The 24,925-nt window shown below is 73.0% G+C and carries 22 protein-coding genes and 1 pseudogene; 9 read left to right on the plus strand and 14 right to left on the minus strand.

Annotated elements, in window-relative coordinates:
* Nucleotides 1–115 precede the first annotated feature (115 nt).
* Together QF030_RS26285 and QF030_RS26290 are read left to right on the plus strand one after the other, a co-directional pair.
* Nucleotides 116–1,399 (plus strand): thymidine phosphorylase, encoded by a 1,284-nt coding sequence (locus QF030_RS26285; protein ID WP_307167702.1) that lies wholly within the window; start codon nucleotides 116–118, stop codon nucleotides 1,397–1,399.
* A gap of 32 nt (nucleotides 1,400–1,431) precedes the next feature.
* Nucleotides 1,432–1,818: an STAS domain-containing protein gene (locus QF030_RS26290; protein ID WP_307165069.1), complete on the plus strand. Its 387-nt coding sequence runs from the start codon at nucleotides 1,432–1,434 to the stop codon at nucleotides 1,816–1,818.
* On the opposite strand, the gene QF030_RS26295 is transcribed toward QF030_RS26290, so the two are convergent.
* The 3 genes from QF030_RS26295 to QF030_RS26305 all read right to left on the minus strand — a co-directional run bounded on the left by QF030_RS26295 (nucleotide 1,702) and on the right by QF030_RS26305 (nucleotide 5,483).
* The gene (locus QF030_RS26295) at nucleotides 1,702–2,718 is read right to left on the minus strand and encodes a sigma-70 family RNA polymerase sigma factor (RefSeq protein WP_307165070.1); all 1,017 of its coding nucleotides are present in this window, start codon (nucleotides 2,716–2,718) and stop codon (nucleotides 1,702–1,704) included. The genes QF030_RS26290 and QF030_RS26295 overlap by 117 nt on opposite strands.
* A 259-nt stretch (nucleotides 2,719–2,977) precedes the next feature.
* Entirely contained in the window at nucleotides 2,978–4,093 is a 1,116-nt protein-coding gene (gene dnaN, locus QF030_RS26300; RefSeq protein WP_307165071.1) for a DNA polymerase III subunit beta, read from the minus strand.
* A gap of 103 nt (nucleotides 4,094–4,196) precedes the next feature.
* Nucleotides 4,197–5,483, minus strand: a complete 1,287-nt coding sequence (locus QF030_RS26305; RefSeq protein WP_307165072.1) for an MFS transporter — start codon at nucleotides 5,481–5,483, stop codon at nucleotides 4,197–4,199.
* 63 nt (nucleotides 5,484–5,546) lie between these two features.
* On the opposite strand from QF030_RS26305, the gene QF030_RS26310 reads away from it, so the two are divergent.
* Complete coding sequence (locus QF030_RS26310; RefSeq protein ID WP_307165073.1) at nucleotides 5,547–6,509, plus strand: LysR family transcriptional regulator; 963 nt, start codon at nucleotides 5,547–5,549, stop codon at nucleotides 6,507–6,509.
* A 305-nt stretch (nucleotides 6,510–6,814) separates the two neighbouring features.
* On the opposite strand, the gene QF030_RS26315 is transcribed toward QF030_RS26310, so the two are convergent.
* A complete protein-coding gene (locus QF030_RS26315; RefSeq protein ID WP_307165074.1) occupies nucleotides 6,815–7,588 on the minus strand; it encodes a prolyl oligopeptidase family serine peptidase in 774 nt (257 codons plus the stop codon).
* Between the two features lie 113 nt (nucleotides 7,589–7,701).
* Between QF030_RS26315 and QF030_RS26320 the strand changes: the two genes are divergently transcribed.
* Together QF030_RS26320 and QF030_RS26325 are read left to right on the plus strand one after the other, a co-directional pair.
* A complete protein-coding gene (locus QF030_RS26320; protein ID WP_307165075.1) occupies nucleotides 7,702–8,865 on the plus strand; it encodes an adenosine deaminase in 1,164 nt (387 codons plus the stop codon).
* 138 nt (nucleotides 8,866–9,003) lie between these two features.
* Nucleotides 9,004–9,357: an ATP-binding protein gene (locus QF030_RS26325; RefSeq protein ID WP_307165076.1), complete on the plus strand. Its 354-nt coding sequence runs from the start codon at nucleotides 9,004–9,006 to the stop codon at nucleotides 9,355–9,357.
* A gap of 83 nt (nucleotides 9,358–9,440) precedes the next feature.
* Here the strand turns inward: QF030_RS26325 and QF030_RS26330 are convergent, their stop codons facing one another.
* The 5 genes from QF030_RS26330 to afsQ1 form a co-directional block, all read right to left on the minus strand.
* Nucleotides 9,441–9,644, minus strand: a complete 204-nt coding sequence (locus QF030_RS26330; protein ID WP_020131001.1) for a PspC domain-containing protein — start codon at nucleotides 9,642–9,644, stop codon at nucleotides 9,441–9,443.
* Between the two features lie 94 nt (nucleotides 9,645–9,738).
* Entirely contained in the window at nucleotides 9,739–10,290 is a 552-nt protein-coding gene (locus QF030_RS26335; protein WP_307165077.1) for a VanZ family protein, read from the minus strand.
* Between the two features lie 176 nt (nucleotides 10,291–10,466).
* Nucleotides 10,467–11,093: a hypothetical protein gene (locus QF030_RS26340; RefSeq protein WP_307167703.1), complete on the minus strand. Its 627-nt coding sequence runs from the start codon at nucleotides 11,091–11,093 to the stop codon at nucleotides 10,467–10,469.
* 5 nt (nucleotides 11,094–11,098) lie between these two features.
* Nucleotides 11,099–12,724 carry an ATP-binding protein gene (locus tag QF030_RS26345; RefSeq protein ID WP_373428808.1) on the minus strand — a complete coding sequence of 542 codons (1,626 nt, stop codon included), beginning with the start codon at nucleotides 12,722–12,724 and terminating at the stop codon, nucleotides 11,099–11,101.
* On the minus strand, nucleotides 12,721–13,398 hold the full coding sequence (afsQ1, locus tag QF030_RS26350) for a two-component system response regulator AfsQ1 (protein ID WP_028807033.1): 678 nt from the start codon (nucleotides 13,396–13,398) through the stop codon (nucleotides 12,721–12,723). Before afsQ1 ends, QF030_RS26345 begins: the two co-directional genes overlap by 4 nt.
* Before the next feature lie 683 nt (nucleotides 13,399–14,081).
* Between afsQ1 and QF030_RS26355 the strand changes: the two genes are divergently transcribed.
* On the plus strand, nucleotides 14,082–14,861 hold the full coding sequence (locus QF030_RS26355; protein WP_307165078.1) for a SigE family RNA polymerase sigma factor: 780 nt from the start codon (nucleotides 14,082–14,084) through the stop codon (nucleotides 14,859–14,861).
* Nucleotides 14,862–15,085: 224 nt separating this feature from the next.
* On the opposite strand, the gene QF030_RS26360 is transcribed toward QF030_RS26355, so the two are convergent.
* On the minus strand, nucleotides 15,086–15,793 hold the full coding sequence (locus QF030_RS26360) for a uridine kinase family protein (protein ID WP_307165079.1): 708 nt from the start codon (nucleotides 15,791–15,793) through the stop codon (nucleotides 15,086–15,088).
* Nucleotides 15,794–15,851: 58 nt separating this feature from the next.
* Between QF030_RS26360 and QF030_RS26365 the strand changes: the two genes are divergently transcribed.
* Nucleotides 15,852–16,259 carry a hypothetical protein gene (locus QF030_RS26365; RefSeq protein ID WP_307165080.1) on the plus strand — a complete coding sequence of 136 codons (408 nt, stop codon included), beginning with the start codon at nucleotides 15,852–15,854 and terminating at the stop codon, nucleotides 16,257–16,259.
* Between the two features lie 85 nt (nucleotides 16,260–16,344).
* On the opposite strand, the gene QF030_RS26370 is transcribed toward QF030_RS26365, so the two are convergent.
* Genes QF030_RS26370 through deoC form a run of 3 tightly spaced genes read right to left on the minus strand, consistent with a single transcriptional unit; the run spans nucleotide 16,345 to nucleotide 19,665 of the window.
* Nucleotides 16,345–17,256: an aldehyde dehydrogenase family protein gene (locus tag QF030_RS26370; protein WP_307165081.1), complete on the minus strand. Its 912-nt coding sequence runs from the start codon at nucleotides 17,254–17,256 to the stop codon at nucleotides 16,345–16,347.
* A complete protein-coding gene (locus tag QF030_RS26375; RefSeq protein ID WP_307165082.1) occupies nucleotides 17,246–18,697 on the minus strand; it encodes an aldehyde dehydrogenase family protein in 1,452 nt (483 codons plus the stop codon). Before QF030_RS26375 ends, QF030_RS26370 begins: the two co-directional genes overlap by 11 nt.
* Nucleotides 18,698–18,702: 5 nt before the next feature.
* Nucleotides 18,703–19,665, minus strand: a complete 963-nt coding sequence (deoC, locus tag QF030_RS26380; protein ID WP_307167704.1) for a deoxyribose-phosphate aldolase — start codon at nucleotides 19,663–19,665, stop codon at nucleotides 18,703–18,705.
* Between the two features lie 123 nt (nucleotides 19,666–19,788).
* Between deoC and QF030_RS26385 the strand changes: the two genes are divergently transcribed.
* Together QF030_RS26385 and QF030_RS26390 are read left to right on the plus strand one after the other, a co-directional pair.
* On the plus strand, nucleotides 19,789–20,484 hold the full coding sequence (locus tag QF030_RS26385) for a PH domain-containing protein (protein ID WP_307165083.1): 696 nt from the start codon (nucleotides 19,789–19,791) through the stop codon (nucleotides 20,482–20,484).
* A 333-nt stretch (nucleotides 20,485–20,817) separates the two neighbouring features.
* Nucleotides 20,818–22,518, plus strand: coding sequence for a hypothetical protein (locus QF030_RS26390; RefSeq protein ID WP_307165084.1), 1,701 nt, complete (start codon nucleotides 20,818–20,820; stop codon nucleotides 22,516–22,518).
* A 756-nt stretch (nucleotides 22,519–23,274) separates the two neighbouring features.
* Here the strand turns inward: QF030_RS26390 and QF030_RS26395 are convergent.
* Nucleotides 23,275–24,907 (minus strand): annotated as a pseudogene (locus QF030_RS26395) (phospho-sugar mutase).
* Between the last annotated feature and the right edge of the window lie 18 nt (nucleotides 24,908–24,925).

Here is a 24,925-nt window from a genome sequence, read left to right on the forward strand (position 1 = left end):
GTCCCGCGCGGCCCCTCTGACCGGCGCAGAGGGGCCGCTCGGTTTCTGCAACGTCTTGCCGCACCACCGTGCACCCGCACTCCGGTGCACCACCGGAAGGAAAGCCATGACGCAGTTGTCGATGGATGCCGTCTCCGTCATCCGCACCAAGCGTGACCGCGGTGAGCTCAGCGACGAGCAGATCGACTGGGTCATCGACGCGTACACCGGCGGCGAGGTCGCCGACTACCAGATGGCCGCCCTCAACATGGCCATCCTGCTCAACGGCATGAACCGCCGCGAGATCGCCCGCTGGACGGCCGCGATGATCGCTTCCGGCGAGCGCATGGACTTCTCGGCGCTGTCCCGGCCGACGGCCGACAAGCACTCCACGGGCGGCGTCGGCGACAAGATCACGCTCCCGCTCGCCCCGCTGGTGGCGGCCTGCGGCGCGGCGGTCCCGCAGCTCTCCGGCCGGGGTCTCGGCCACACCGGCGGCACCCTGGACAAGCTGGAGTCGATCCCGGGCTGGCGCGCGCTGCTGTCGAACGAGGAGATGCTGCACGTCCTGGACACGACCGGCGCGGTGATCTGCGCGGCGGGCGACGGCCTGGCCCCGGCCGACAAGAAGCTGTACGCGCTGCGCGACGTCACGGGCACGGTGGAGGCGATCCCGCTGATCGCCTCGTCGATCATGTCGAAGAAGATCGCGGAGGGCACCGGCTCGCTGGTCCTCGACGTGAAGGTCGGCACCGGCGCCTTCATGAAGACCATCGAGGACGCGCGTGAGCTGGCCTCGACGATGGTCGGCCTGGGCACCGACCACGGCGTGAAGACGGTCGCGCTGCTGACGGACATGTCCACCCCCCTCGGTCTCACGGCCGGCAACGCCCTCGAGGTCCGCGAGTCGGTCGAGGTGCTGGCCGGCGGAGGCCCGGCCGACGTGGTGGAACTGACCATCGCGCTCGCCCGCGAGATGCTCGACGCGGCCGGCGTGAAGGACGCGGACCCGGCGAAGGCGCTGGCCGACGGCTCGGCGATGGACGTCTGGCGGCGCATGATCGCGGCCCAGGGCGGCGACCCGGACGCCCCGCTTCCCACGGCGAAGGAACAGCACGTCGTGAAGGCGGGCGCCTCCGGCGTGCTGACCCGCCTGGACGCCTACGACATCGGCATCGCCGCCTGGCGCCTCGGCGCGGGCCGCGCCCGCAAGGAGGACCCGGTGCAGGCGGGCGCGGGCGTCGAACTCCACGCCAAGCCCGGCGACACGGTGACGGAGGGCCAGCCCCTGCTGACCCTGCACACGGACACCCCCGAGCGCTTCGCGTACGCACTCGAGGCGGTGACCGGCTCGTACGACATCGGCGCGGCCGGCACCGGTTTCACCGCGTCCCCCGTGGTGCTGGAACGCATCGCCTGAACGGATCGCCCGACCCCGGCCCGCCCGCTCCGATGAGTTGGGCGCCCCGCGCCGGTCTACCGATCGTGGAATCGACGACACCGCCCGTGCTCACCCTGACCGGCCCCGTCACCCGCCCCCGGGTGACAGGGCTCGTCCACGACGTGCGGGCGCTGATGGAGGCCACCGGCGCCGCGGTCGTCGTCTGTGACGTGGCCGGGATCGGGCCGCCGGGGCTCATCGCCGTCGACCTGCTGGCGCGGCTTCAGCTGGCCGCCCGGCGGGCCGGGGGACGCCTACGGCTGCGCGCCCCCGATCCGGCCCTACGCGCCCTGCTCGATCTCGTCGGTCTCCGCTTCGAGGTGGAGGGGGAGGCCGAAGAGGGGGAACCAGCGCTGGGTGTCGAGGTAGAAGTGGAACCCGGTGAGACGGCCGTCTGAGATCTCCAGGACCTGGATCGCCCATGGGGTGAACCCGCCCTCGTCCGGGTCCGGCTTGTACTGCGCGAAGCCCGGCAGGCCGTTGACCTGGACCGGCAGCAGGCGCGAGCCCTCGCACGCGGAGCCGAGCGTGGTCATGAAGCCGGTGATGTCGTCGTGTCCCGTGAGCCACAGGTCGAACGGCGGCATCGTCATGACGGCGTCCTCGTGGAGGAGGGCCGTCAGCGCCGTCATGTCATAGCCCTCGAAGGCCGCCACATAGCGTTCGAGCAGTTTCCGCTGCTCCTCGTCCAGCGGGTCGGACACCGCCGCGTCCGCGCCGGAGGTCTCCCGCTCGGACAGGGTCGCCCGGGCTCGCTGGAGCGCGCTGTTGACCGAGGCGACCGTGGTGTCGAGCAGCTCGGCGACCTCGCTCGCCTTCCACGCCAGCACCTCCCGCAGGATCAGCACCGCCCGCTGCTTCGGCGGGAGCTGCTGGAGCGCGGCCATGAACGCGAGGCGCACCGACTCCTTGGCGACCGCCGCCTCCGCCGGGTCCTCCACCGTCGGCAGCACACGGGCGTCCGGCATCGGCTCCAGCCAGGTGTTCTCGGGGCGGGGGGACAGGGCTGCCTGAGCGAGCGGGGTCGACTCGGACAGGTCCATGGGGCGGGCCCGCTTGTTGCCGGCCGCCAGCATGTCCAGACAGACGTTCGTCGCGATCCGGTACAGCCACGAGCGCAGACTGGAGCGGCCCTCGAACTTCTCGTAGCTCCGCCAGGCGCGGATCAGGGTGTCCTGCACCGCGTCCTCGGCCTCGAAGGAGGAGCCGAGCATGCGGTAGCAGTAGCCGGTCAGCTCCGTCCGGTGCTTCTCCAGTGCGACGTCGATGCCGGTCGTCGTCGCCGTGCTGTTGCCCATCGTCCACCCACCCCTGTGGCCGTTCTGTCACGCGTCTTCGCGCCCAGCACTTCGGAAGCTACCGCAGCCCACTGACAATGGCCCGCCGAGTCGGCGAAGGCCCAGGTAGAAGGCGCGTTGCAGGCAGGTGGAAGCACGGTCGAAGGCGGGGGGAAGGCACGCGTCGAAGGCAGGTGGAAGGAGGGAAGGCGGGCGGAAGAGGGGCGGGAGGCGGGTGGAATGCGGGCGGAAGCATGCGCAGCGGCGCGGGGAGGGGCTCTCACACCAGCTGCTTCACGGACATCAGCAGGTGCCGGTGGGCCCCGGGCGCGTCCGCCGGGCCCAGCAGCGCCCGCTGTCCGGTCCCGAGCAGCTCCACCCGCAGTCTCGGCGCCTCGAAGGAGGCCAGCGCGTCCAGCAGGTAGGCCGGGTTGAAGGCCACGGTCACCTCCTCGGCGCCGGTCAGCCCGGCGGGCAGCCGCTGCGCGGCCACGTCGTCGCCGTGGCCGGCGCGCAGCAGGACGGAGTCGGCCGAGAAGTCCAGCCGCACCGGACTGTTCGCCTCCGCCACCACCGCGACCCTCCGCGCGGCCTCCGTCAGCGCCCCGCGCTCCACCTCGGCGACCGCGGCCCCCGCCATCTCGAACAGCTTCCCGTAGGCGGGCAGCCGTCCGTCCAGCCGCCGTACCACCGCCCGCGTCCGCCCGCCCTCGAACCCGATCGGGCCGGCCCCCGAGGCCCCGTCGAGCCCCACTCGGACGACCCCGCACCGGGCCAGTGACCGGGTCACGTCCAGCAGCCGCCGGGCCGGTACGAGCGCCTCCGCCACCCCTTCGGCGGCCGCCCGCGGCTGCCACTCCAGCCGCCGTACCGCGTACCGGTAGCGGTCCGACGCCGACAGCGTCATCTCAGCGCCTTCGAGGCGCAGTTGGACGCCGGTCAGCACCGGGAGCGTGTCGTCGCGGCCCGCGGCCACCGCGACCTGGGCGACGGCGGTCGCGAACCCGGCCGCGTCCACGGTGCCGTACGTCCGCGGCGGTTCGGGCGGAGCGGGGTAATCCTCGCGCGGCAGCGTCGACAGGCCGAAGCCGGTGCCGCCCGCCTCGACCGTGAACCGGGTGCCGTCCAGGGCGCAGCGCACCGGCCCGTCCGGCAGCACCTTGCAGATGTCGAGGAGCCGGCGGCCGAGCACGAGCACCCGGCCCGCCGCAGCCACCTCGGCGTCGGTCTCGATCCACGCCGCCGTCTCGAAGTCGCATCCCGACACGGTCAGCCGGCCCGCCGCCGCGTCCAGCAGCAGCCCGCCCAGCACGGGGACCGGCGTCCGCGCGGGCAGCGCGTGGGCCGCCCGGGCCACCGCCTCGACGAGGTCACCGCGGTCGATCCGGAACTCCATCGAAAAACCCCCTGCTCGTACCGGTCGTCGCGCGGAGGCTATGCGCCACCACTGACAACCGGCTCCGGGCAGGGGGAGGACCGCGGGAGGGCCCGCGGGACGTTCAGTGTGCGGCGACCAGCGTCTGCCGGCGGGCCGCCCGGGTCCCGAACACCGTGATCGTCACGACGCCGAGCACCGCCAGGACACCCACGCCGACCGTGCCGGCCCAGCCGCCCGAGTGGAAGGCCAGGGCGCCGACGGTGGAGCCGGCGCTGGAGCCGATGTAATACGCGGACTGGTAGAGCGCGGAGGCCTGGGCGCGGCCCCTCGTCGCCGTCTTGCTGACCGCCGAGGAGGCCACCGCGTGCCCCGCGAAGAAGCCCGCCGTGATCAGGACCAGGCCCAGCAGGACCGGAATCAGCGAGTCCGCCAGCGACAGCAGCAGTCCGGTGGCTGTCGTGCCGCCCGCCAGGTACAGCGCGCCGCGTCGGCCCAGCCGGCCGACCAGCCGGCCCGCCGTCGACGCCGACACCGTGCCCACCAGGTACACCAGGAAGATCGAGCCGACGATGCCCTGGGGGAGGGAGAACGGGGCCTCCGTCAGCCGGTAGCCGATCACCGTGTACACGCCGCCGAAGACCGTCATGAACAGCGCGCCGATCGCGTACAGGCGGCGCAGCAGCGGGTCGGCGAGGTGCTCGCGGACCGTGCCGAGCAGCACGCGGGGCGCCAGTGAACCCGCCGTGAAGTGCCGGGGCGCCGGCAGCAGCAGGCGGAAGGCGATCGCGCAGGCCACCGCGAGGGCGCCGATCACCCCGACGGCCACCCGCCAGCCCCACTCCTGGGCGACCCAGCCGCTGATGACCCGGCCGCTCATCCCTCCGACGCTGTTGCCCGCCACGAACAGGCCGATCGCCGTGACGAGCGCCTTCGGCCGGACCTCCTCGGCGAGATACGCGGTCGCCGACGCCGGAAGACCGGCCAGCGCCGCGCCCTGCACCGCCCGCAGCACGACCAGCGTGCCCAAAGAGGGAGCGAACGGGACCAGCATGCCCACGCCGACCGCGACGCCGAGGGAGGCCGTCATCACCGTACGGCGGCCGTAGCGCTCCGACAGCGCGCTCATCGGGAGCACGAACAGCGCCAGTCCGCCGGTCGCCGCCGCCACCGTCCAGCTCGCCTGACCCGCCGCCACCCCGAAGTCGTCGGAGATCAGCGGCAGGAGCGCCTGCGTGGAGTACAGCAGGGCGAAGGTGGCCACACCGGCGAGGAAGAGCGCGAAGCTCATCCGGCGGTAGCCGGGGCCGCCGGGGGCCAGTCGGGAGTCGGCGGAGCGGGGAGCGGAGGGGACGGAAGCGGAGGACGCGGCGCCCACGATCGTGGACGCCCCGGTACTGGCGGGAGACATGCTTCGAAGTTACGTACGCCCCGGCTCATCCGTCCAATGCATGGAATCGTCATAATCGTTCCCATGGTGCATCAGCAGAGGTCAGAGGCTCGCCTGTCACCGTCCAGTGACACAGAAGACATGGCGGACATGTCGCGGACGCTGGCCCCCCGGCTCGCGTACTTCGCCGGAGTCGCCCGTACCGAGCACGTCACGCGTGCCGCGCAGGAGATGCAGGTCCCGCAGTCGACGCTCTCCCGGGCCATGGTCCGCCTCGAACAGGACCTGGGCGTCGATCTCTTCGCCCGCCACGGCCGCACGGTCTCCCTCACCCCCGCCGGGCGCACCTTCCTCGCCTCCGTCGAGCGCGCCCTCGGCGAGATCGAGCGGGCCGCCGACGAGGTCCGGGCGGACGCCGACGCGGCCACCGGCAAGGTCGCCTTCGGCTTCCTGCACACCATGGGCGCGGAGACCGTCCCCGGACTGATCCACGCCTTCCGCGCCGACCACCCGCGCGTCCGCTTCAGCCTGGTCCAGAACTACGGCGAGGCGATGCTCGAGCGGCTGCGGGCGGGGGAGCTGGACCTCTGTCTGACCTCCCCCGTCCCGGACGCCCCCGACCTGGTGGCCCGCCGCCTCGACGAGCAGAAACTGCGCCTGGTCGTTCCCGCCGACCACCGTCTCGCCGCCCGCAGAAGGGTCCGCCTCGCGGAGGCCGCCGACGAGACCTTCGTGACCCTGGAACCGGGCTACGGCCTGCGCCGCATCACCGACGACCTCTGCAAGGAGGCCGGTTTCCGGCCCCGGATCGCCTTCGAGGGCGAGGAGGCGGAGACTCTGCGCGGACTGGTGGCGGCGGGGCTCGGGGTGGCGCTGCTGCCGCCGCCCGCCGTGGCCCGGCCCGGTGTGGTCGAGCTGACGGTCACGGCCCCGAGAGCCGCCCGCGAGATCGGCGTGGCATGGCTGGACGGCCACCCGGACACCCCGCCCGTGGCGGCCTTCAAGAAGTTCCTGCTGTCGAGAAGGGGCAACCTCCTCCCGAACTGAGGACGGCACCCGAGGACGGCGCCCGGGACCGCACCCGAGGACGGCGCCCGAGGACGGCGCCCGGGACCGCACCCGAGGACGGCGCCCGAGGACGGCGCCCAGGACTGCGCCTGGGGACCGCGCCCTGGGACCGTGCCGGACGCGCCCGGAGGCCGTGCCGGACGACCGGGCCCAAGGATCGCGCCCGAGAGGCGGAGCCTTACCGGGTGAGGCGTGAGAGGCGAGGGGAGGGTGCACACGCGCGTGCGGTCCCTCAAGGGGGGTGCCCAGGGGCGTGGCTCAGGGGCATGCCCGCGGGGCGGTCCTCAGGGGCGCCCCGGGCGCCGTAACGAGGTGCCGAACCCCACGGCCAGCGGCATCCGCAGCCCGAGCGGCGGCGGGGCGGCCAGGGCGTCCTCCACCGGCCGGGAGAGCGCCCGGCCGAACAGCGCGCCCATGACGAAGTCCTCGGCCAGCGCGAGGACTTCACCGCGGTACTGGTGCAGCCCGTGCCCGTCGGAGTGCACCTCGAACCGGCAGACGTCCCGGTTCGCCTTCTTGGCCCGTGCCGCGAGCCGGAACGACAGCTCGGGGTCGCAGCGCTCGTCGTTCGTGCCGTGCACGATCAGCACCCGCCGCCCCGCCAGCTGCTTCACCGGTTCGGGTGGCGCGGCCATGTCCTCCTCCGGGAGCCAGGGAGCGATCGCGAGAACGGAGTTGACGGCCTCGTGCCCGGCCGCCCGCAGCGCGGCCCGCGCACCCATGTCGACGCCGGTCAGGCACACGGGGACGTCTCCGTAACGCCGTACGACCTCATCGGCCGCCCAGGCCGCGTCGGCCGCGAGATGCGCCTCGCTGCCGTTCCAGCCGCGGTAGCGGTAGTGCACGGCGTGGACGGCGAGGCCGTCCTCGCGTCCCGCCCGGGCCAGCCTGCGCCCCAACCCCCGCACGGAGGCCGCCGCCCACACGGCGGACGGCTTCCGGCCGGAAACCTCCTCGCCGCCCGGGAGCAGCAGCACTACCCCGCTCACCGCCGTCGGAGCGGGGCCGAGCGCCTTCCCCAGCCGGACCGTCCGAACCGGCGTCACATCCTGTGCCATGACAGAACAGTGTCAGAAGCACCGATGTACTCCACCCGTCCGGGCGGTCACCGTTACGTATCGGCGGAGTTGTACAGCGCGCCGTCTACGCGCGTAGGAGTTAGAGTGCCGAAATGACGAGCCAGAGCACCCAGGCGGGCATCACCCCGAGCCCGGACCAGATCCGGCGGGCACCCAAGGTTCTGCTGCACGACCATCTCGACGGCGGGCTGCGTCCCGGCACGATCGTCGACCTCGCCCGGGACGCCGGGTATGCCGGGCTCCCGGAAAGCGACCCCGGCAAGCTGGGCATCTGGTTCCGGGAGGCCGCCGACTCCGGTTCGCTGGAACGGTATCTGGAGACCTTCTCGCACACCGTCGGCGTCATGCAGACCCGCGACGCGCTGGTCCGGGTCGCCCGCGAGTGCGCGGAGGACCTCGCCGAGGACGGTGTCGTCTACGCGGAGGTGCGTTACGCGCCCGAGCAGCACCTCGAGGGCGGACTGAGCCTCGAAGAGGTCGTCGAGGCCGTCAACGAGGGCTTCCGGGAGGGCGAACGGACGGCCCGGCGCAACGGGCACCGCATCCGGGTCGGCGCCCTGCTCACCGCCATGCGACACGCGGCCCGCGCCCTGGAGATCGCCGAACTCGCCAACCGCTACCGAGACCTGGGAGTCGTCGGCTTCGACATCGCGGGCGCGGAGGCGGGCTTCCCGCCCACCCGGCACCTCGACGCCTTCGAGTACCTGAAGCGCGAGAACAACCACTTCACCATCCACGCGGGCGAGGCCTTCGGGCTGCCGTCCATCTGGCAGGCCCTTCAGTGGTGCGGCGCCGACCGGCTCGGCCACGGGGTGCGCATCATCGACGACATCGAGATCGCCGCCGACGGCGCGGTGAAGCTCGGCCGGCTCGCCTCCTACGTCCGCGACAAGCGCATCCCGCTCGAACTGTGCCCCAGCTCCAACCTCCAGACCGGAGCGGCCGCCTCCTACGCCGAGCATCCCATCGGCCTGCTGCGCCGGCTCCACTTCCGGGCCACCGTCAACACGGACAACCGTCTGATGTCCGGCACCAGCATGAGCCGGGAATTCGAGCACCTGGTCGACGCGTTCGGCTACACGCTCGACGATCTCCAGTGGTTCTCTGTCAATGCTATGAAGTCAGCATTCATTCCTTTCGATGAACGACTTGCCATGATCAGTGACGTGATCAAGCCCGGTTATTCCGAGCTGAAGTCCGAATGGCTGTTCCAGCAGACCGCCTCCACCAGCGGTTATACGGCCACGGAGGGCTGAGTAGCGGTTTTCCGGCGTACGGAATGCGGGCGGGTGTTCACCATCCGTCCGCATTTTGATGTTTGCCGCCGACCCCCCTCCGTGTTTACGGTCGAGAACCGCTCAGTTCCCCGTATCCCATTCGAGGACGCATTCATCATGAAGCAGTCTGCTGCCAAGACCCTCGGCGTCGCCGCTCTCGGTGCCGCCTTCGCCGCCGTCGGTGCGGGCGCCGCGAACGCCGCACCCGCCGTCCCGGACGCCACGCAGGCCCTGGACGGTGTCACCAGGACGCTGCCGGCGGAGAACCTGACCTCGGCGGTGCCCGCGGCCGGTGAAGTGCTGACGCAGGCTCAGCCGGCCCTCGGCGCGGGCCTGGCCGCCGCGCAGCCGGTCGCCGAGAAGCTGCTCGCCGAGGGGCCGACCGCGCCCGTCGCCGGTCTGCTCGGTGGTCTGCCGCTCAAGGGCCTGCCCACGCACGGCCTGCCGGTGAACGGCATCCCGCTGGGCTGAACGGCTCCGCCCGCACACGAAACGCCGTCGGGGCGCACCCGGGAACACCGGGCGCGCCCCGACGGCGTCGCCGGGGGCGGGCGTCACCAGGCGGTGCGCGCCGCCTTGTCCTCCGACGGCAGCAGGACCCACAGCGCTATGTAGAGCAGGAACTGCGGGCCGGGCAGCAGGCAGGAGAGCACGAAGATCACACGCATCGTGGTCGCGGAGGTGCCGAAGCGCCGGGCCAGCGCGGCGCACACTCCGCCGATCATGCGGCCGTTGGTGGGGCGAGCGAGGCTGGACATCTGCGGCTCCTTCGCGAGCGTCTGCCGGAGGCGGCCCCTTCGGCCGCTCCATCTGCCTTCCACGCTACGGTGACGAAGGGGACGAAACGTCGCTCTACGGTGCGACCCCGACCCTGGTAATCCTCGGGGTCAGACCCTGAGCGGCCTCCTCCTGACGGACCGCGGCCCACCCCCGGCGCTCGTCCCTGCGGCGCAGCCACGCACGCGCCGTCGGGACCACCGTGACGTGCGCCAGCGCCACGCCCAGGGTGTTCAGCAGCATCGAGTCGACGTCCACGACCTGACCGGGCACCCCGGTCTGCAACAGCTCGATGCCCAGCGACAGCAGGGCGCCCGCCGTGACCGTACGGATCAGGGAGGCGAGCGGCGAGACCCGGAGCCTGCCGTGCACCAGCGGCAGCAGAAAACCCAGCGGGGCCAGCAGCCCCAGCCCCTCGCCGATCCGCCGGGCCGCCTCGGGCCAGCCCAGTCTCAGGTCGGCCCGGATCCCGTCGAGCGGATGGAGATTGGCCGGTACCACCCAGGGAACGTTCACCGGACGCAGCGCGACCCAGGCGACGAACACGAGGTGGGCGGCCAGGAGGAGAATCCCGGTCGCTCGGATGCGGATCGCGGCGCTGCCGCCGATGGAGCCTTGACGCTGCACGCCCCCCAAGACGCGCCCTCCGGCACGATCGGTTCCGGCCCGTACTCCGGCACCGCCGCCCGGCACCCGCCCCGCCCGTCCGCCGGCCCCCGGCCGACAGACGGTGACCTGCGGCGACCACGGCCACCGGACGCGCCGTGAGGCGTCCGCCACACCGGCCGTACGCCCGCTCCGGCTCAGCTGCCGCCGGTGACCGCCGAGGACGGGGGCTCCGCGCTCCCGGGGCGGGAGCGGACCTCGTCGGTGCACTCGTAACGGCGCAGCGGGTCGGAGCCGGGGCCGCCCAGGATCACCGAGCCGTCGCCCTCGGCCGCCGCCGAGTCGGAGAACGTGCAGACGAGCTGGGCGAGGGCGTACGAGGTCAGGCTTCCCGGTCGGGCGCTCAGCCGCAGCGCGTCGTCGGGGTCGTTCGGACCGGGCCCGCCGACCGTCATACCGCCGCGCACGTCCGTCGTGTACCCGGCCTCCTTCTCGCCCGCCGACGGCGACTCGGCGAGCTGGTCGAGCAGGCCCTGCGCCACCACCACCCGCCGCTCGGAGTCGGCCGCGCCGTCCTGCACCCGCACGGACCGGTCGACGGTCACCAGCGACGAACCGCACAGCAGGAACACCTGCACCGGCACGCCCGCCCGGGCGGACTGCGAGGTCACGTCCGGCTCGGTGAGCGAACAGCGCGCCCGGGAGGGCGCCGGCCCGAAGTCGGTGGGCACCTCGGTCGCCCGGATCCCGCAGCCGGCGAGCAGACCGGCCAGGCCGGCCAGCAAGGAAACGGCGCGCAGCCGTCGTACCGTCGCACGGCGCATGGTCACTACGCGTCCCCCTTGTCCTGCGCGGACTTCCCGGACTGCACGGGCATGGACTGGACGGACCGCACCGGCCGGGCGGCCCGATCGTCCTCCTCGCCGCCCTGGTCCGCCGCCTCCAGGACGCCCCGGGGCAGCCGCAGCGTGAACACGGCGCCGCCCTCCGGGGAGTTGGCGGCGGTGATCTCACCGCCGTGGATGTGGGCGTTCTCCAGGGCGATGGACAGGCCGAGCCCGCTGCCCTCGGAGCGCGGCCGGGAGGCGCTCGCCTTGTAGAACCGGTCGAAGACGTGCGGCAGCACATCCTCCGGGATGCCGGGCCCGTGGTCGCGCACGGAGATGACGACCGCGTCGTCCGCCGCCGAGACCGACACCCGCACCGGCGACCCGCCGTGCTTCAGCGCGTTGCCGATGAGGTTGGCGAGGATCACGTCCAGGCGACGCGGGTCGAGCAGGGCGTGGATGCCGCGCTCGGCGTCCAGGTCGACCGCGTCCAGCCAGGCGCGCGCGTCGATGCAGTGGGTGATCTGGTCGGCGACGTCGACGTCGTCCAGGACCAGCCGCGCCGTACCGGCGTCGAAGCGGGTGACCTCCATCAGGTTCTCGACGAGGTTGTTCAGCCGCCGCGTCTCGCTGACCACCAGCCGCACCGCGGGCTCGATCATCGGGTCGATGCTGCCCGACTCGGCGTCCAGCTCCTCCTCCAGCACCTCCGCGACGGTGGTGATGGCGGTCAGCGGCGTGCGCAGCTCGTGCGACATGTCGGCGACGAACCGGCGCGAGGCGTCGTCCCGCGCGGCCATGTCGGCGACCCGCTTCTCCAGGGACTCGGCCGCCCGGTTGAACGTCCGTGACAGATCCGCGAGTTCGTCCGTACCGGACACCCGCAGCCGCGTGTCGAACCGGCCCTCGCCGAGCCGCCGCGCCGCGACGCCCAGCCGGTGCACCGGCTTCAGCACGGTCGTCCCGGCGGCCTGGGCGAGCAGCGCGGCCCCGATCAGCGCGAGACCGGTGGCGATGCCCAGGGACCAGGCCAGCGAGTTGAGGTCCTTGGCCTCCGGCTCCAGCGACTTGCGCATGTACCCGGTCGGCCCGCCCCCGATCACCTTCGTCCCGGCCACCAGATACGGCGTCCCGTGGTCGACGACCCGCTGCCAGTACAGATGGAAGGGCGACGAGTTGCCGCCCGTGACGTCCTGCTGCCTGTTCACCGCCGTACGCAGCGACCCGGGCACGTCCTCCAGCGAGAACCCGCTCAGCCCGCCCGAGTTGCCGTAGACGGTCGTGCCGCTCGCGTCCTCGCCCACCAGCAGCACGCTGAAGCGCTGGCTGCTGTTGGCCATCTGGCCGGCGGTGTGCTGGAGCTCGTCCTGCGAGGGATGCTCGGGCAGCGAACCCGCGCGGTTCTGCATCTCCTGTTCGAAGTCCCGCAGCACGGCACCCTGGGTACGGGTCAGCACCGCCTCGCGGTTGAGCCAGTACGCGATGCCGGACGCGGACACGGCCGCGGTCAGCGCCACCGCCCCGAAGACGACGACGAGCCGCAGCCGCAGGCTGGTGAAACGCAGCCGCGAGAGTCTTCCCTTACGCGCCGCGGACCAGCCGCGGAGCCCCCCTTGCGACTGGGTCACTGAGGGGCGTCCAGGCGGTAGCCGACACCGCGCACGGTACGGATCAGGACCGGGGACGACGGCACGTCCTCCACCTTGGCCCGCAGCCGCTGGACACAGGCGTCCACCAGGCGCGAGTCACCCAGGTAGTCGTGCTCCCACACCAGCCGCAGCAACTGCTGCCGGGACAGCGCCTGTCCCGGCCGCCGGCTCAGCTCGAGCAGCAGCCGCAGTTCGGTCGGCGTGAGCTGGAGGTCCTCGCCGTTCTTCGTCACCGTCATCGCCGCGCGGTCGATGACGAGACTGCCGAACGTCGCCGAATCGCTCGACTCGCGCTCCCCGCGCCGCAGCACGGCCCGGATCCGGGCGTCCAGCACCCGGCCCTGCACGGGTTTGACGACATAGTCGTCGGCGCCGGACTCCAGCCCGACGACCACGTCGATGTCGTCGCTGCGCGCGGTCAGCAAGATGATCGGCAGTTGGTCGGTGCGCCGGATGCGCCGGCACACCTCGAAACCGTCGATGCCGGGCAGCATCACGTCCAGCACGATGAGATCCGGCCGCTGCTCGCGCAGCAGCTTCAGACCGTCCTCACCGCTGGCAGCGGTGGCCACCCGGTGTCCCTGGCGCGTCAGTGAGAGCTCCAGGGCCGTACGGATGGCGTCGTCGTCCTCGATCAGCAACAGGGAAGGCACGGGCTCATTCTGGCCCATGAGGGGGCTGTCGTTCGACCTGTGGGTCGGTGGTGAGGCGCCGGAGGAGGGTGGTTCCGGTGGCGCGGGCCGGGTGCAGGGGGTCGGACGCATCCCGCGAACACCCGTGCGGGTGCCGTACGCCGGTGCGGTCCGCAACCCGCAGACCTGCGGTTTCGCCGGGCCGGAGCGGCTCCGCGCGGGTGCGTGGACCGAGGTGTCGGGCCGGTCCGACAGGGCCGCCCGGCCCTCGCCGCCCGGCCGCGGATCCCGCCCGAGACGGGAGACCTGCCGCAAACCCGCGCGGCATCGCGCCGTCCTCGTCGTGCACCTCCGGTCCCGGAGCGGCGGCCGGGCGTGGGGGCGCCGGTGGCGGCGGTCACACGGCCGCGGGGCCGGCCGGGGGGTCGGCGGCGGGTGGTCCGGTGCCGGCGCCGGGCCGGGAGCCACCCCGGCAGCGTCCCGCGGTGACCTGCGCGAACCAGGTCAACTGCCGTACCGGGGACGCCTGTGGGCGGTCTGTGGTGTTGCCGTGACAGGGCCCTGTGACAGGTCTGTGACAGTCGGCGGACACGGCGATGAAGTGGCCCGGGCAATCTTTTGGTCACGGACAGGGCGACGCGGAACCACAGCGAAGCCCGACCGGGCAGGACCGAACACCGGAAGTCCACGACGGGGGGCGCGAGATGAACACGCTGCACGGTATGAGCACCAACGCAGTCGCAGTCGTCACGCGTCTGCACGACGTGCACCGGGGTTCCGAGAAGTCCGGCGCCGAGGGGAGCCCCTCCCGCGCGAGCGGTTTCGAACGTGCGGGGGGACGGGGGTGCGCTCGCGGCGCCGGGCGTCAGCACACCGCCTTCATGACGGTGGTCGACACGGGGGAACAGGCGGCTCACGGGGGAGCCGCGTACAGGGAGGACACGGGGGAGCGCCGCTCGCTGACCGAGGCGGAGTTCACCGCCTACGTCCAGGAGCGCCGCGCCTCCCTGTACGCAACCGCCTACCACCTCACCGGCGACCGCTTCGCGGCCGAGGACCTGCTCCAGAGCGCGCTGTTCTCGACGTACCGGGCGTGGGACCGGATCAGTGACAAGGCCGCGGTCGGCGGATACCTCCGCCGGACGATGACCAACCTGCACATCAGCGCGTGGCGCCGCCGCAAGCTGAACGAGTACCCGACCGAGGAGCTGCCGGAGACGGCGGGCGACACGGACGCGATGCGCGGCACCGAGCTGCGCGCGGTCCTGTGGCAGGCGCTGGCCCGGCTCCCCGAACTCCAGCGGACGATGCTGGTCCTGCGCTACTACGAGGGCCGCACCGACCCGGAGATCGCGGAGATCCTCGGCATCAGTGTCGGCACGGTGAAGTCCAGCATCTGGCGGTCGCTCCGCCGGCTGCGCGAGGACGAGGTCCTCAGCTTCGGCCGTGACGAGGAGGACGCCTTCGGGGAGCTTGTCGCCTGAGGGTGAACGGGGGAAGGGCCCGGCTCCGCTCAGGGGAGCCGGTGAACGGGGGAAACACGGGGGAAGCGGTACCGGGGGGCCCGACGGGGGACGTCGGGGAGCGGTACCGCGCAAGCACGGGGGAAGCACCACCCGGGGGGACACGGGGGAGCACCGAGGAAGCGGGGCTGGAGGGCCGGGGGGTCCATCCAGTCCCGCTTCTGCGTGCGGCCCGTGCGAGCGCCCTAGGCGGCCGTACGGGCCGCCGGGGTGCGGGGGCCGGTGGCCGCCGCCGCCAGACGGCCCAGGGCCTCGTCGCGGTCGCAGGCGTGCGCCCCGAGCGCGGTCTGGCGGGCGACGATGGAGCGTTCGGTGCGCATCAGACGCCAGCCGCGGCGCAACAGGAAGGGCACCGACTTGCGGCCCTCCCTCAGATCGCGCAGGAAGCGGCGGCGGAAGGTCTTCACCGGGCCACGGCTCAGGCACAGCGCGTCGGCCAGGACACCCAGTTCACGGCACCGGTTCACGATCTCGGCGGCGAAGATGCCCTCCGCGATGAACAGCGGCGTCCGCCCGATGTCGATCGCGTCCTCGCCGGTGCGGGCGCTGAGCGAGATGTCGTAGACGGGAACGTTCGTACGGCCCGTGCCGCACAGCTCCACGATCGAGGCGACGGCCGTGTCCGCGTCCCACGATGCGGGGTGGTCCCAGTCGATGTCGGAACTCCCGGCGACGAGCGGCAGCGTCGGGTCGTCGCGCTCCTTGTAGAAGTCGTCGAGCCGCAGTACCGGAAGGCCGGAACGGGCGGCGAGCAGGGACTTGCCGGAGCCGGAAGGGCCGCAGAGCAGCACGACTCGCGTCGGTATGGGCGGAGGGGAGGTCACGGGACACCAGTGTGAGGCATCCCCCCGGGCGTCAACGACCCCGCGGGTCGGCTTTGATGCGCGCGTCACACCTCAACTACCCTTCGTGTCGACCTGATCACCTTGCGCATCAGAAGGCGGCATCGCGATGGCCCGACACGCTTCCCCCCAGACCACCACCGGCCGGCGCGCCCTCGCCGCCCTCGCGACCGCCGGGGTGGCGCTGGGCGCCGGCGCCGGGACCGCGGCCGCGGCCACCGGCGAACCCGCCGTCGACGTGGTGCGGACGCGCCCCACCTCGATCGGTCACCTCGACCCGCAGGCGGGCGTACAGGGGGCCCTCGGCTCCCTGGCGTACGTCACCGGCGCGGTCTCCGGCCTCAAGCCCAACCCCCTCGCGGGCACCGGCGTCGACCCCCTCGACAACGGCGTCGGCACCCAGCTCGCGGACTTCAAGCCGCTGACCTCCCAGATGCTCACCGGGCCGGTGGCGCAGGCACAGTCCATCGGCTCGATCCCGGTCCTGGGGGACGTGACGAAGGTGCTGGGCGGCTGACGCCGGCCCGCACGGACGGAAGCCGCGCCGCCCCCGGACGGAGGGGTGGCGCGGCTTCCGCGTCTCGGTGGGCCGTTGAGCCGCCCTAGTACGACGAGCCCGAGGCGCCCAGCGAACCCGTCGGGTGCCAGACCGTCTTCGTCTCCAGGAAGGCCGTCATGCGGTCGGTGCCCGGCGTCGCCGTCCAGTCGTCCACAGGCTGTGGACGAAGGACGCGCTTCAGATTGTCGGCCGCCGCGATCTCCAGCTCCTTCGCCAGCACGTCGTCGGCGCCCGCGAGGTCGATCGCGTTGACGTCCTGGTGGGCGGCGAGGGGCGCCGCGATCTCCGCCGTACGGCCGGAGAGGACGTTGACGACTCCGCCGGGCACGTCGGAGGTGGCCAGCACCTCGCCGAGCGACAGCGCCGGGAGCGGGGAGCGCTCACTCGCGATCACGATCGCCGTGTTGCCGGTCGCGATCACCGGGGCGAGGACGGAGACCAGGCCCAGGAAGGACGACTCCTGCGGGGCCAGAACCGCGACCACGCCCGTCGGTTCCGGCGAGGAGAGGTTGAAGTACGGGCCCGCGACCGGGTTTCCGCCGCCCACGACCTGGGCGATCTTGTCGGTCCAGCCCGCGTACCAGACCCAGCGGTCGATGGTCGCCTCGACCTGCTCGGCGGCCTTGGACTTCGACAGGCCCTCGGCGTCGGCGACCTCGTGGACGAACTGGCCCTTGCGGCCCTCCAGCATCTCCGCGACGCGGTAGAGGATCTGGCCCCGGTTGTACGCCGTCGCCCCGGACCAGCCGCCGAACGCCTTGCGCGCGGCGACGACCGCGTCACGGGCGTCCTTGCGGGAGGACTGCGGTGCGTTGGCCAGCCACTTGCCCTTTGCGTCGGTCACCTCGTACACCCGGCCGCTCTCGGAACGCGGGAACTTCCCGCCGACGTACAGCTTGTAGGTCTTGAAGACGCTGAGTCGCTGCTGCTCGGTCTTGTCGGTCTTATCGGACATCGAGGTACGCCTCCAGGCCGTGGCGGCCGCCCTCGCGGCCGAAGCCCGACTCCTTGTAGCCGCCGAACGGCGACGTCGGGTCGAACTTGTTGAACGTGTTGGACCAGATCACGCCCGCGCGGAGCCTGCTCGCCACCGCGAGGATGCGGGAGCCCTTCTCCGTCCAGATGCCGGCCGACAGGCCGTACGGCGTGTTGTTGGCCTTGGCGACGGCCTCCTCCGGCGTGCGGAAACTGAGGACCGACAGGACAGGGCCGAAGATCTCGTCGCGGGCGACGGTGTGCGCCTGGGTGACGTTCGTGAAGAGCGTCGGGGCGAACCAGTACCCGGAGGTGGGCAGTTCGCAGTCCGGGGACCAGCGTTCGGCGCCCTCCGCCTCACCCTGCTCGACGAGCGTGGTGATGCGCGAGAGCTGCTCGGCGGAGTTGATCGCGCCGATGTCGGTGTTCTTGTCGAGCGGGTCGCCGAGCCGGAGGGTGGCGAGGCGGCGCTTCAGCGACTCCAGCAGCTCGTCCTGGATCGACTCCTGGACGAGGAGCCGGCTGCCCGCGCAGCAGACCTGGCCCTGGTTGAAGAAGATGCCGCTGACGATGCCCTCGACGGCCTGGTCGATCGGCGCGTCGTCGAAGACGATGTTGGCGCCCTTGCCGCCCAGTTCGAGCGTGACCTTCTTGTGCGAGCCCGCGACCTGCCGGGCGATCGCCTTGCCGACGGCGGTGGAGCCGGTGAAGGCGACCTTGTTCACGTCCGGGTGCGCGACCAGCGCGGCCCCCGCGTCGCCGTAGCCGGGGAGGATGTTGACGACGCCCTTCGGCAGGCCCGCCTGGCGGCAGACGTCCGCGAAGAACAGGGCGGACAGCGGGGTCGTCTCGGCGGGCTTGAGCACCACCGTGTTGCCCGTCGCCAGCGCCGGGGCGATCTTCCACGCCAGCATCAGCAGCGGGAAGTTCCAGGGGATGACCTGGCCGGCGACGCCCAGCGGCTTCGGGTCCACGCCGAAGCCCGCGTGGTCGAGCTTGTCCGCCCAGCCCGCGTAGTAGAAGAAGTGCGCGGCGACCAGGGGCAGGTCGGCGTCGCGCGTCTCCTTGATCGGCTTGCCGTTGTCCAGTGTCTCCAGGACCGCCAGTTCGCGGCTGCGCTCCTGGATGATCCGGGCGATGCGGAACAGGTACTTGGCGCGCTCGGAGCCCGGCAGCGCGGACCACTTCCCGAAGGCCTTGCGGGCGGCCCGCACGGCCCGGTCGACGTCCGCCTCGCCCGCCTGGGCGATCTCGGACAGGACCTCCTCGGTGGACGGCGAGACGGTCTTGAAGACCTTGCCGTCGGCCGCCTCGGTGAACTCACCGTCGATGAACAGACCGTAGGAGGGGGCGATGTCGACGACCGAGCGGGACTCGGGGGCCGGAGCGTACTCGAATGCGGATGCAGTCGTGGATGCCATGGTGATCAGTCCACCGTCACGTAGTCGGGGCCGGAGTAGCGGCCGGTGGCCAGCTTCTGACGCTGCATCAGCAGATCGTTCAGGAGCGAGGAGGCGCCGAAGCGGAACCAGTGGTTGTCCAGCCAGTCCGCACCCGCGGTCTCGTTGACCAGGACGAGGAACTTGATCGCGTCCTTGGTGGTGCGGATGCCGCCGGCGGGCTTCACGCCGACCTGGACGCCGGTCTGGGCGCGGAAGTCCCGCACGGCCTCCAGCATGAGAAGGGTGTTCGCGGGAGTGGCGTTGACGGCGACCTTGCCGGTCGAGGTCTTGATGAAGTCGGCGCCCGCGAGCATGCCGAGCCAGCTCGCCCGGCGGATGTTGTCGTACGTCGACAGCTCGCCCGTCTCGAAGATGACCTTCAGCCGGGCGGCCGTCCCGCACGCCTCGCGCACGGCGGTGATCTCGTCGTACACCTTCAGGTACTTGCCCGAGAGGAACGCCCCGCGGTCGATGACCATGTCGATCTCGTCGGCGCCCGCGGCGACGGCGTCGCGGACGTCGGCGAGCTTCACCGCGAGGGCCGCGCGGCCGGCCGGGAAGGCGGTGGCGACCGAGGCGACCTTGACGCCCGAGCCGGCGACGGCCACCTTCGCGGTGGCGACCATGTCCGGATACACACAGACCGCGGCCGTGGTCGGGGTCGTGCGGTCGGTCGGGTCGGGGTGGACCGCCTTCGCGCCGATCGCCCGGACCTTGCCCGGGGTGTCCGCGCCTTCCAGCGTCGTCAGGTCGACCATCGAGATGGCGAGGTCGATGGCGTACGCCTTCGCGGTCGTCTTGATGGAACGGGTGCCGAGCGCGGCGGCGCGCGCCTCCAGGCCGACCGTGTCGACGCCGGGCAGCCCGTGGAGGAAGCGGCGCAGCGAGCCGTCGGACGCCGTGACGTCCGTGAGTGCGTCGGCTGCGGTAGGTGTATTGGTGGGCATGGTCACCAGACGAGCATATCTACGCGCGTAGCGGCTGTACACCCCGGCGGTTGCATCCGTGCTCGTCGTGAACGGCGGGGCCGTGGACGAGCGGGCCGCCGGGCGTCGGGCAGAATCGGGGCCATGACGACCCCGGAAGACCAGTCACCCGCGCCGCAGCCTTCGGCACCCGAGACCAAGGACCGCGTCTACCGGTCGCCCGCGGGCGTGGCCGGTGGCGTGCTGCTGCTGGGCCTGGCGGGCTGGCTCGGCATCGACGCGATCCTGACGGGCGAGGGGCGCACGCCGTGGCTGGCGCTCGCGGCGCTGATCCTGTTGGTGCCCCTGATCGTCGCCTTCACGCTGCGGCCCGCGGTGTTCGCGGGTCAGGACCGGCTCCGGGTGCGCAACCCCTTCCGGGTGATCGTGCTGCCGTGGGGGCAGGTGGCCTCGCTGCGGTCCGGCTACTCCAACGAGGTCGTCGCCGTGTCGGGGAAGAAGTTCCAGCTGTGGTCCATCCCCGTCTCGCTGCGGGCGCGCAAGAAGGCCACCCGGCGGGAGTCCAAGGCGGCGGCGGGGCGGACCGGCGGCCAGGAGGTGCGGGGCAGCGGCGGGTTCGGCGGCCTCGGCGGCGGCTCGCTGCGTGGCGGCGGCACCGTACCGGACGGGCCGGTGCGCGCCGAGACCGACCGCGTCATGGACGAGTTGCGACAGCTGTGGGAGTCGCGCGAGAAGGCGGAGACCGCACAGGGTGAGGTGACCGCGCGCTGGGCCTGGGAGATCCTCGGCCCGGCGGTGGCGGGGGCCGTCGTGCTGGGGATCCTGCTGGCCGTGGGATGAGGACGCCGCGCCCGGTGCGAGCCCTGGAACGCGCGCTGTGAGGTCGGTGGAACGCGCGGTGTGAGGTCGGTGATGCGCCGGGTGCCGGCGCTGGGGGGTGGGGCGTGGGGCGTGGGGCGGGGCGTGCGGGTCCGGAGATCCGGAGGCCGGGAGGTCCAGAGGTCCGGGATCCGGGGTGCGGGGCTTCGGGGGCCGAAGGCGAGGTCGGCGGAGTGGGTGGGGCGGATCGTGATCGGGGCGTTGCGGTGGATCACAGGGTCGCGGCACGTGCCCCGGTCGAGACGGCCGTTCTGCTGGGCCGGGAATCTGGTGGGTCGGTAGGTCGGGGGAGCGATGAGTACACATTCTGCTGAGGTTCTGCGGTTGCCCGACGGGGCGATACCCGGGGGATGCCGGTCCTGGGAGGCCGAGCAGACGGGGCGCTGGACGCGGGGGCTGCCGCCGCGCTGGGTGCCCGTGCGGGCGCGGACGTCCGTGTTCGTGGCACTGCAGCCGGTGGCCGTGGCCGGTGCCGGTCTCTTGCACCGGTTCGGCGGACTGCCCGCCTGGGCTGCCGCGTTGATCGCCCTGCACCTGGTGTGGCTCGTGCTGCGGCCCGAGGCGGCCCTGGTCCTCGTGCCCTTCGCCGCTGCCGCCGCTCTGACGACGGGGGACTTGGCCTGGCCCGTGCGGCTGGGGCTGTCGGCCGCGCTCGTGGGCGTCTGGACGGTCGTGGGCGTGCGGCTGACCGCGCGGAGGCGGCAGCGGGCGGCGGGGCTGGAGGCCGCCGGCGGAGTCACCGCGGAGGTGCCCCTGGCTTCCGGGGCCATGGGCGCACGGATGGAGCGGGGCACGTTCCTGCTGTGGTCCGGGCTCGTGACGGTCGTCGGCGGCGGGGTCCTGTACGTCACCGCGGACCTCTGGGACCTGGCCGAGGACCGGCAGGTGGTTCCGGCGGCCGGCTGGTGCCTCGCCGGGCTCGGCCTCACCGTGCTGTACTCCGCGGCGCTGGCCCGCCGCCGGGCCGCGGGCCTGCGCCGGGCGCCCGTCCCGGTGCTGCGCGTGCTCGTACGGGAGAACCACGAGGTCGAGACCGAGGTCTTCGCCGCCGACGACGTCGCCGCGCTGCGCCCCCTGTTCACGGTGTCCACCACCGAGGTCGAGGGGCACACGGCAGGCGACACCGACGTGGACGAGGGCGCGGCCGAGGCCGACGAGGACGTTCGGGAGCTGATCTCGCGGATCGACGACGAGCGTGCCGGGCCGCTGCGGGAAGCCGTTCTGTACGGGGCCCCCTACGACGGCGCCGAGGTCGTTCTCCTCGCCGCCGCGGACAAGGCCGGTGAGCCGCCGGTGGTGGAGGTGTCCGTGGGACCCGTGCGGCCGGTGACCGCTGTCGCCTTCCGGCGGCGGGCCCGGGCCGAGCGGGGGAGGGCCCTCCGGGAGGCCCGCCAGGAGCGGCTGCGGGGGGCCGCGGCCGCGGTCGTCGTCGCCGAGCGGACCGGGCTGGAGGCCGCCCCCGTGGAAGTGCGGCGGTGGCGTGCCGGATGGGCCGACTGGTTCGCCGTCGGCCTGGTGCTGCTGTTCCTCGCGTACTACTGGGAGGGCTCCTCCGGGTGGTCCACGTACGCCCTCGCCCTGGGCGCCCTCCTGCTCGCCGCGTCGCTGCTGCCCCGGCGGCTCGCCTGGCAGGTCACCGCCGACCGCGAGGGCCTGTGGTTCAACGGCCTGGGCGGGGCCCGCCACCTTGCGTGGGATCACGTCCGGGCCGTGGAGTGCGAGGGTGTCCGGCTGCGGATCCAGAGCCGGCAGGCGTCGTTCGAGGAGTGGCGGGTGGCCTCGCCCCGCTGGCCCCGGCTGGAGACCAGGTTCGGCCTGCTGCACCCGTACGAGCGGACGGCCGCCGAGATCACCGCGATGTGGCGGGACCCGGCGGCGCGCCCGGCCGGCCTGGCCGACGAGCGGCAGCGGGGACGAGCGCTGTGGCCGATCGGGATCGTCATCGTCGTCGCCATCGGCGTCATGGGCGCGGCGATGACGCTGTTCCTGCCGTGATGGCCGCCGCCGTGGGCTGTTGCCGACGCGGTGCTCCCCGCCCCGTCGCGTGGGTGTCCGTGCCGCGACGGCCCCCGGCCGGGTGGTTGTCCCTGCCGTGGTGAGCCCGGCCCCGCCGGGTTGATGGCCTTGCCATGATCGGCCGTCGCCGGGGGAGTGTGCGCGGCGTGATCGCCCTCGCGGGGTGGGTGTTCCCGGCGTGATGGCCCCCGGCCGGGTGGGTGGCCTTGCCGTGATTGCCCTCGCGGGGTGGGTGTTCCCGGCGTGATTGCCCCCGGCCGGGTGGGTGGCCTTGCCGTGATTGCCCTCGCGGGGTGGGTGTTCCCGGCGTGATTGCCCTCGCCGGGTGGGTGTTCCCGGCTTGATGACCGTCGCCGGGTGGGTGTCCCTGGCGTGATGGCCCCCGGCCGGTGGGTGGCCGTGCCGCGATGGCCGCCGCCGGATCCGCGTCGCCGGAGGAGCGTCCGTGCCGTGATGGTCCCCGCCGGGTGGGTGTCCGTGCCCCTCGGGTGATGGTCCCAGCCGGGTCGGTGTCCGTGCCTTCTCGGGTGGTGGTCCCCGCCGCGACGGTGCCCTTCTGCGGCGGTCACCGTCGGGCGGGCGTCCGGGGGTCGTCGTGCGGGGCCGTGTGCGGCGCCGGGGCATCCGTGAGGGGTGCCCCGGCGCACTGGCGCGGGTTCGGTCGACGAGGTCGGCCAAGACGCCGGGGGACCGTGGCCGCGGTGCCCGCCGTGCCGGAGCGGGACCGGTGGGCGGTCAGATGCCGGCTGCCGCCGACAGGTCCCGCTTGATCGCGGTGAGCAGGCCGTCCGCCGTGCCGCGGGCCGCCGGGAGGTCCGCGTGGGTGGCGACCGGGACCACGACCTCCAGGTAGCACTTCAGTTTCGGTTCGGTGCCGCTCGGACGGACGATGACCCGGGCGCCGTCCAGCGTGTAGCGCAGGCCGTCGGTGGGGGGCAGCGTGTCCGTGCCCAGGGTGAGGTCCTCGGCCCTGGTGACGGCCAGGCCCGCGAGGGAGGCCGGGGGAACCTCGCGGAGCCGCCGCATCGCGCGGGCGATGACCGTGAGGTCCTCCACGCGCACCGAGAGCTGGTCGGTGGCGTGCAGGCCGTGCTCCACGGCCAGGTCGTCCAGCAGGTCGAGGAGGGTGCGGCCCTCGGACTTGAGGGCGGAGGCGAGCTCCGTGACGAGCAGGGCGGCGGTGATGCCGTCCTTGTCGCGTACGCCGTCGGGGTCCACGCAGTAGCCGAGGGCCTCCTCGTAGCCGTAGCGCAGGCCGTCGACGCGGGCGATCCACTTGAAGCCGGTGAGGGTCTCCTCGTACGGCAGGCCCGCCTTCTCGGCGATACGGCCGAGCAGGGAGGAGGAAACGATCGACTCGGCGAACGTGCCCCGGGCCCCGCGCCGGACGAGGTGCGCGGCGAGGAGCGAACCGACCTCGTCGCCCCGCAGCATGCGCCAGTCGCCCTCGTGGGCCACGGCCACGGCGCAGCGGTCGGCGTCCGGGTCGTTGGCGATGATCAGGTCGGGGCCGGTCTCGCGGGCCACGGCGAAGGCCAGGTCCATCGCGCCGGGCTCTTCCGGGTTGGGGAAGGCGACGGTCGGGAAGTCCGGGTCGGGCTCGGCCTGCTCGGCGACGAGGACGGGCTCGGGGAAGCCGGCGCGGGCGAAGGCGGCCAGCAGGACGTCCTTGCCCACGCCGTGCATCGCCGTGTACACCGTGCGGGCCGTGCGGGGGGAGTCCGGCGCGAGGACGGCGTCCGTACGGGCCAGATAGGCGTCGAGGACGGCGTCGTCGAGGGTCTGCCAGCCGGCCTGCGGACGCGGAACGTCCGCGAGGGCGTCGATGGCGTCGATCTCGGCCGCGATCCCGGTGTCGGCGGGCGGCACGATCTGCGAGCCGTCCCCCAGGTACACCTTGTAGCCGTTGTCGCGCGGGCGGGTTGTGGCTGGCGGTGACCTCCACGCCGGCGACCGCGCCCAGGTGCCTTATGGCGAAGGCGAGGACGGGAGTGGGGAGCGGCCGGGGGAGCACGGCCGCCCGGAAGCCCGCGCCCGTCATCACGGCCGCCGTGTCGCGGGCGAAGTCCTCCGACTTGTGGCGGGCGTCGTAGCCGATGACGACGACACCGCCGGTCCCGCCGTTCTTCGTCAGGTACGCGGCGAGACCGGCCGCGGCCCGGATCACCACGGAGCGGTTCATCCGCATGGGCCCGGCCCCGAGCTCCCCGCGGAGCCCGGCCGTGCCGAACTGGAGCGTGCCGTCGAAACGGGCGGCCAGCTCGGTGACGTCCCGCGCGTCGATGAGCTTCTCCAGCTCCGCGCGGGTCTCGGGGTCGGGGTCCTCCGCGAGCCAGGCCTGGGAGCGGGCGAGGAGATCGTCGTGCACGGTGGGTCAGCCTCCGGT

The sequence above is a fragment of the Streptomyces rishiriensis genome (genome assembly GCF_030815485.1).
Taxonomy (GTDB): domain Bacteria; phylum Actinomycetota; class Actinomycetes; order Streptomycetales; family Streptomycetaceae; genus Streptomyces; species Streptomyces rishiriensis_A.

What these genes read in the sequence shown, in the direction of transcription:
- QF030_RS26385 (WP_307165083.1), top strand. Translation starts at nt 19,789, where the DNA reads ATGACGACCCCGGAAGACCAGTCACCCGCGCCGCAGCCTTCGGCACCC.
- QF030_RS26295 (WP_307165070.1), bottom strand. Translation starts at nt 2,718, where the DNA reads ATGGGCAACAGCACGGCGACGACGACCGGCATCGACGTCGCACTGGAG.
- QF030_RS26320 (WP_307165075.1), top strand. Translation starts at nt 7,702, where the DNA reads ATGACGAGCCAGAGCACCCAGGCGGGCATCACCCCGAGCCCGGACCAG.
- QF030_RS26340 (WP_307167703.1), bottom strand. Translation starts at nt 11,093, where the DNA reads ATGCGCCGTGCGACGGTACGACGGCTGCGCGCCGTTTCCTTGCTGGCC.
- deoC (WP_307167704.1), bottom strand. Translation starts at nt 19,665, where the DNA reads ATGCCCACCAATACACCTACCGCAGCCGACGCACTCACGGACGTCACG.
- QF030_RS26375 (WP_307165082.1), bottom strand. Translation starts at nt 18,697, where the DNA reads ATGGCATCCACGACTGCATCCGCATTCGAGTACGCTCCGGCCCCCGAG.
- dnaN (WP_307165071.1), bottom strand. Translation starts at nt 4,093, where the DNA reads ATGGAGTTCCGGATCGACCGCGGTGACCTCGTCGAGGCGGTGGCCCGG.
- QF030_RS26290 (WP_307165069.1), top strand. Translation starts at nt 1,432, where the DNA reads ATGAGTTGGGCGCCCCGCGCCGGTCTACCGATCGTGGAATCGACGACA.
- QF030_RS26315 (WP_307165074.1), bottom strand. Translation starts at nt 7,588, where the DNA reads ATGGCACAGGATGTGACGCCGGTTCGGACGGTCCGGCTGGGGAAGGCG.
- QF030_RS26370 (WP_307165081.1), bottom strand. Translation starts at nt 17,256, where the DNA reads ATGTCCGATAAGACCGACAAGACCGAGCAGCAGCGACTCAGCGTCTTC.
- QF030_RS26330 (WP_020131001.1), bottom strand. Translation starts at nt 9,644, where the DNA reads ATGTCCAGCCTCGCTCGCCCCACCAACGGCCGCATGATCGGCGGAGTG.
- QF030_RS26325 (WP_307165076.1), top strand. Translation starts at nt 9,004, where the DNA reads ATGAAGCAGTCTGCTGCCAAGACCCTCGGCGTCGCCGCTCTCGGTGCC.
- QF030_RS26310 (WP_307165073.1), top strand. Translation starts at nt 5,547, where the DNA reads ATGGTGCATCAGCAGAGGTCAGAGGCTCGCCTGTCACCGTCCAGTGAC.
- QF030_RS26365 (WP_307165080.1), top strand. Translation starts at nt 15,852, where the DNA reads ATGGCCCGACACGCTTCCCCCCAGACCACCACCGGCCGGCGCGCCCTC.
- QF030_RS26390 (WP_307165084.1), top strand. Translation starts at nt 20,818, where the DNA reads ATGAGTACACATTCTGCTGAGGTTCTGCGGTTGCCCGACGGGGCGATA.
- QF030_RS26355 (WP_307165078.1), top strand. Translation starts at nt 14,082, where the DNA reads ATGAACACGCTGCACGGTATGAGCACCAACGCAGTCGCAGTCGTCACG.
- QF030_RS26305 (WP_307165072.1), bottom strand. Translation starts at nt 5,483, where the DNA reads ATGTCTCCCGCCAGTACCGGGGCGTCCACGATCGTGGGCGCCGCGTCC.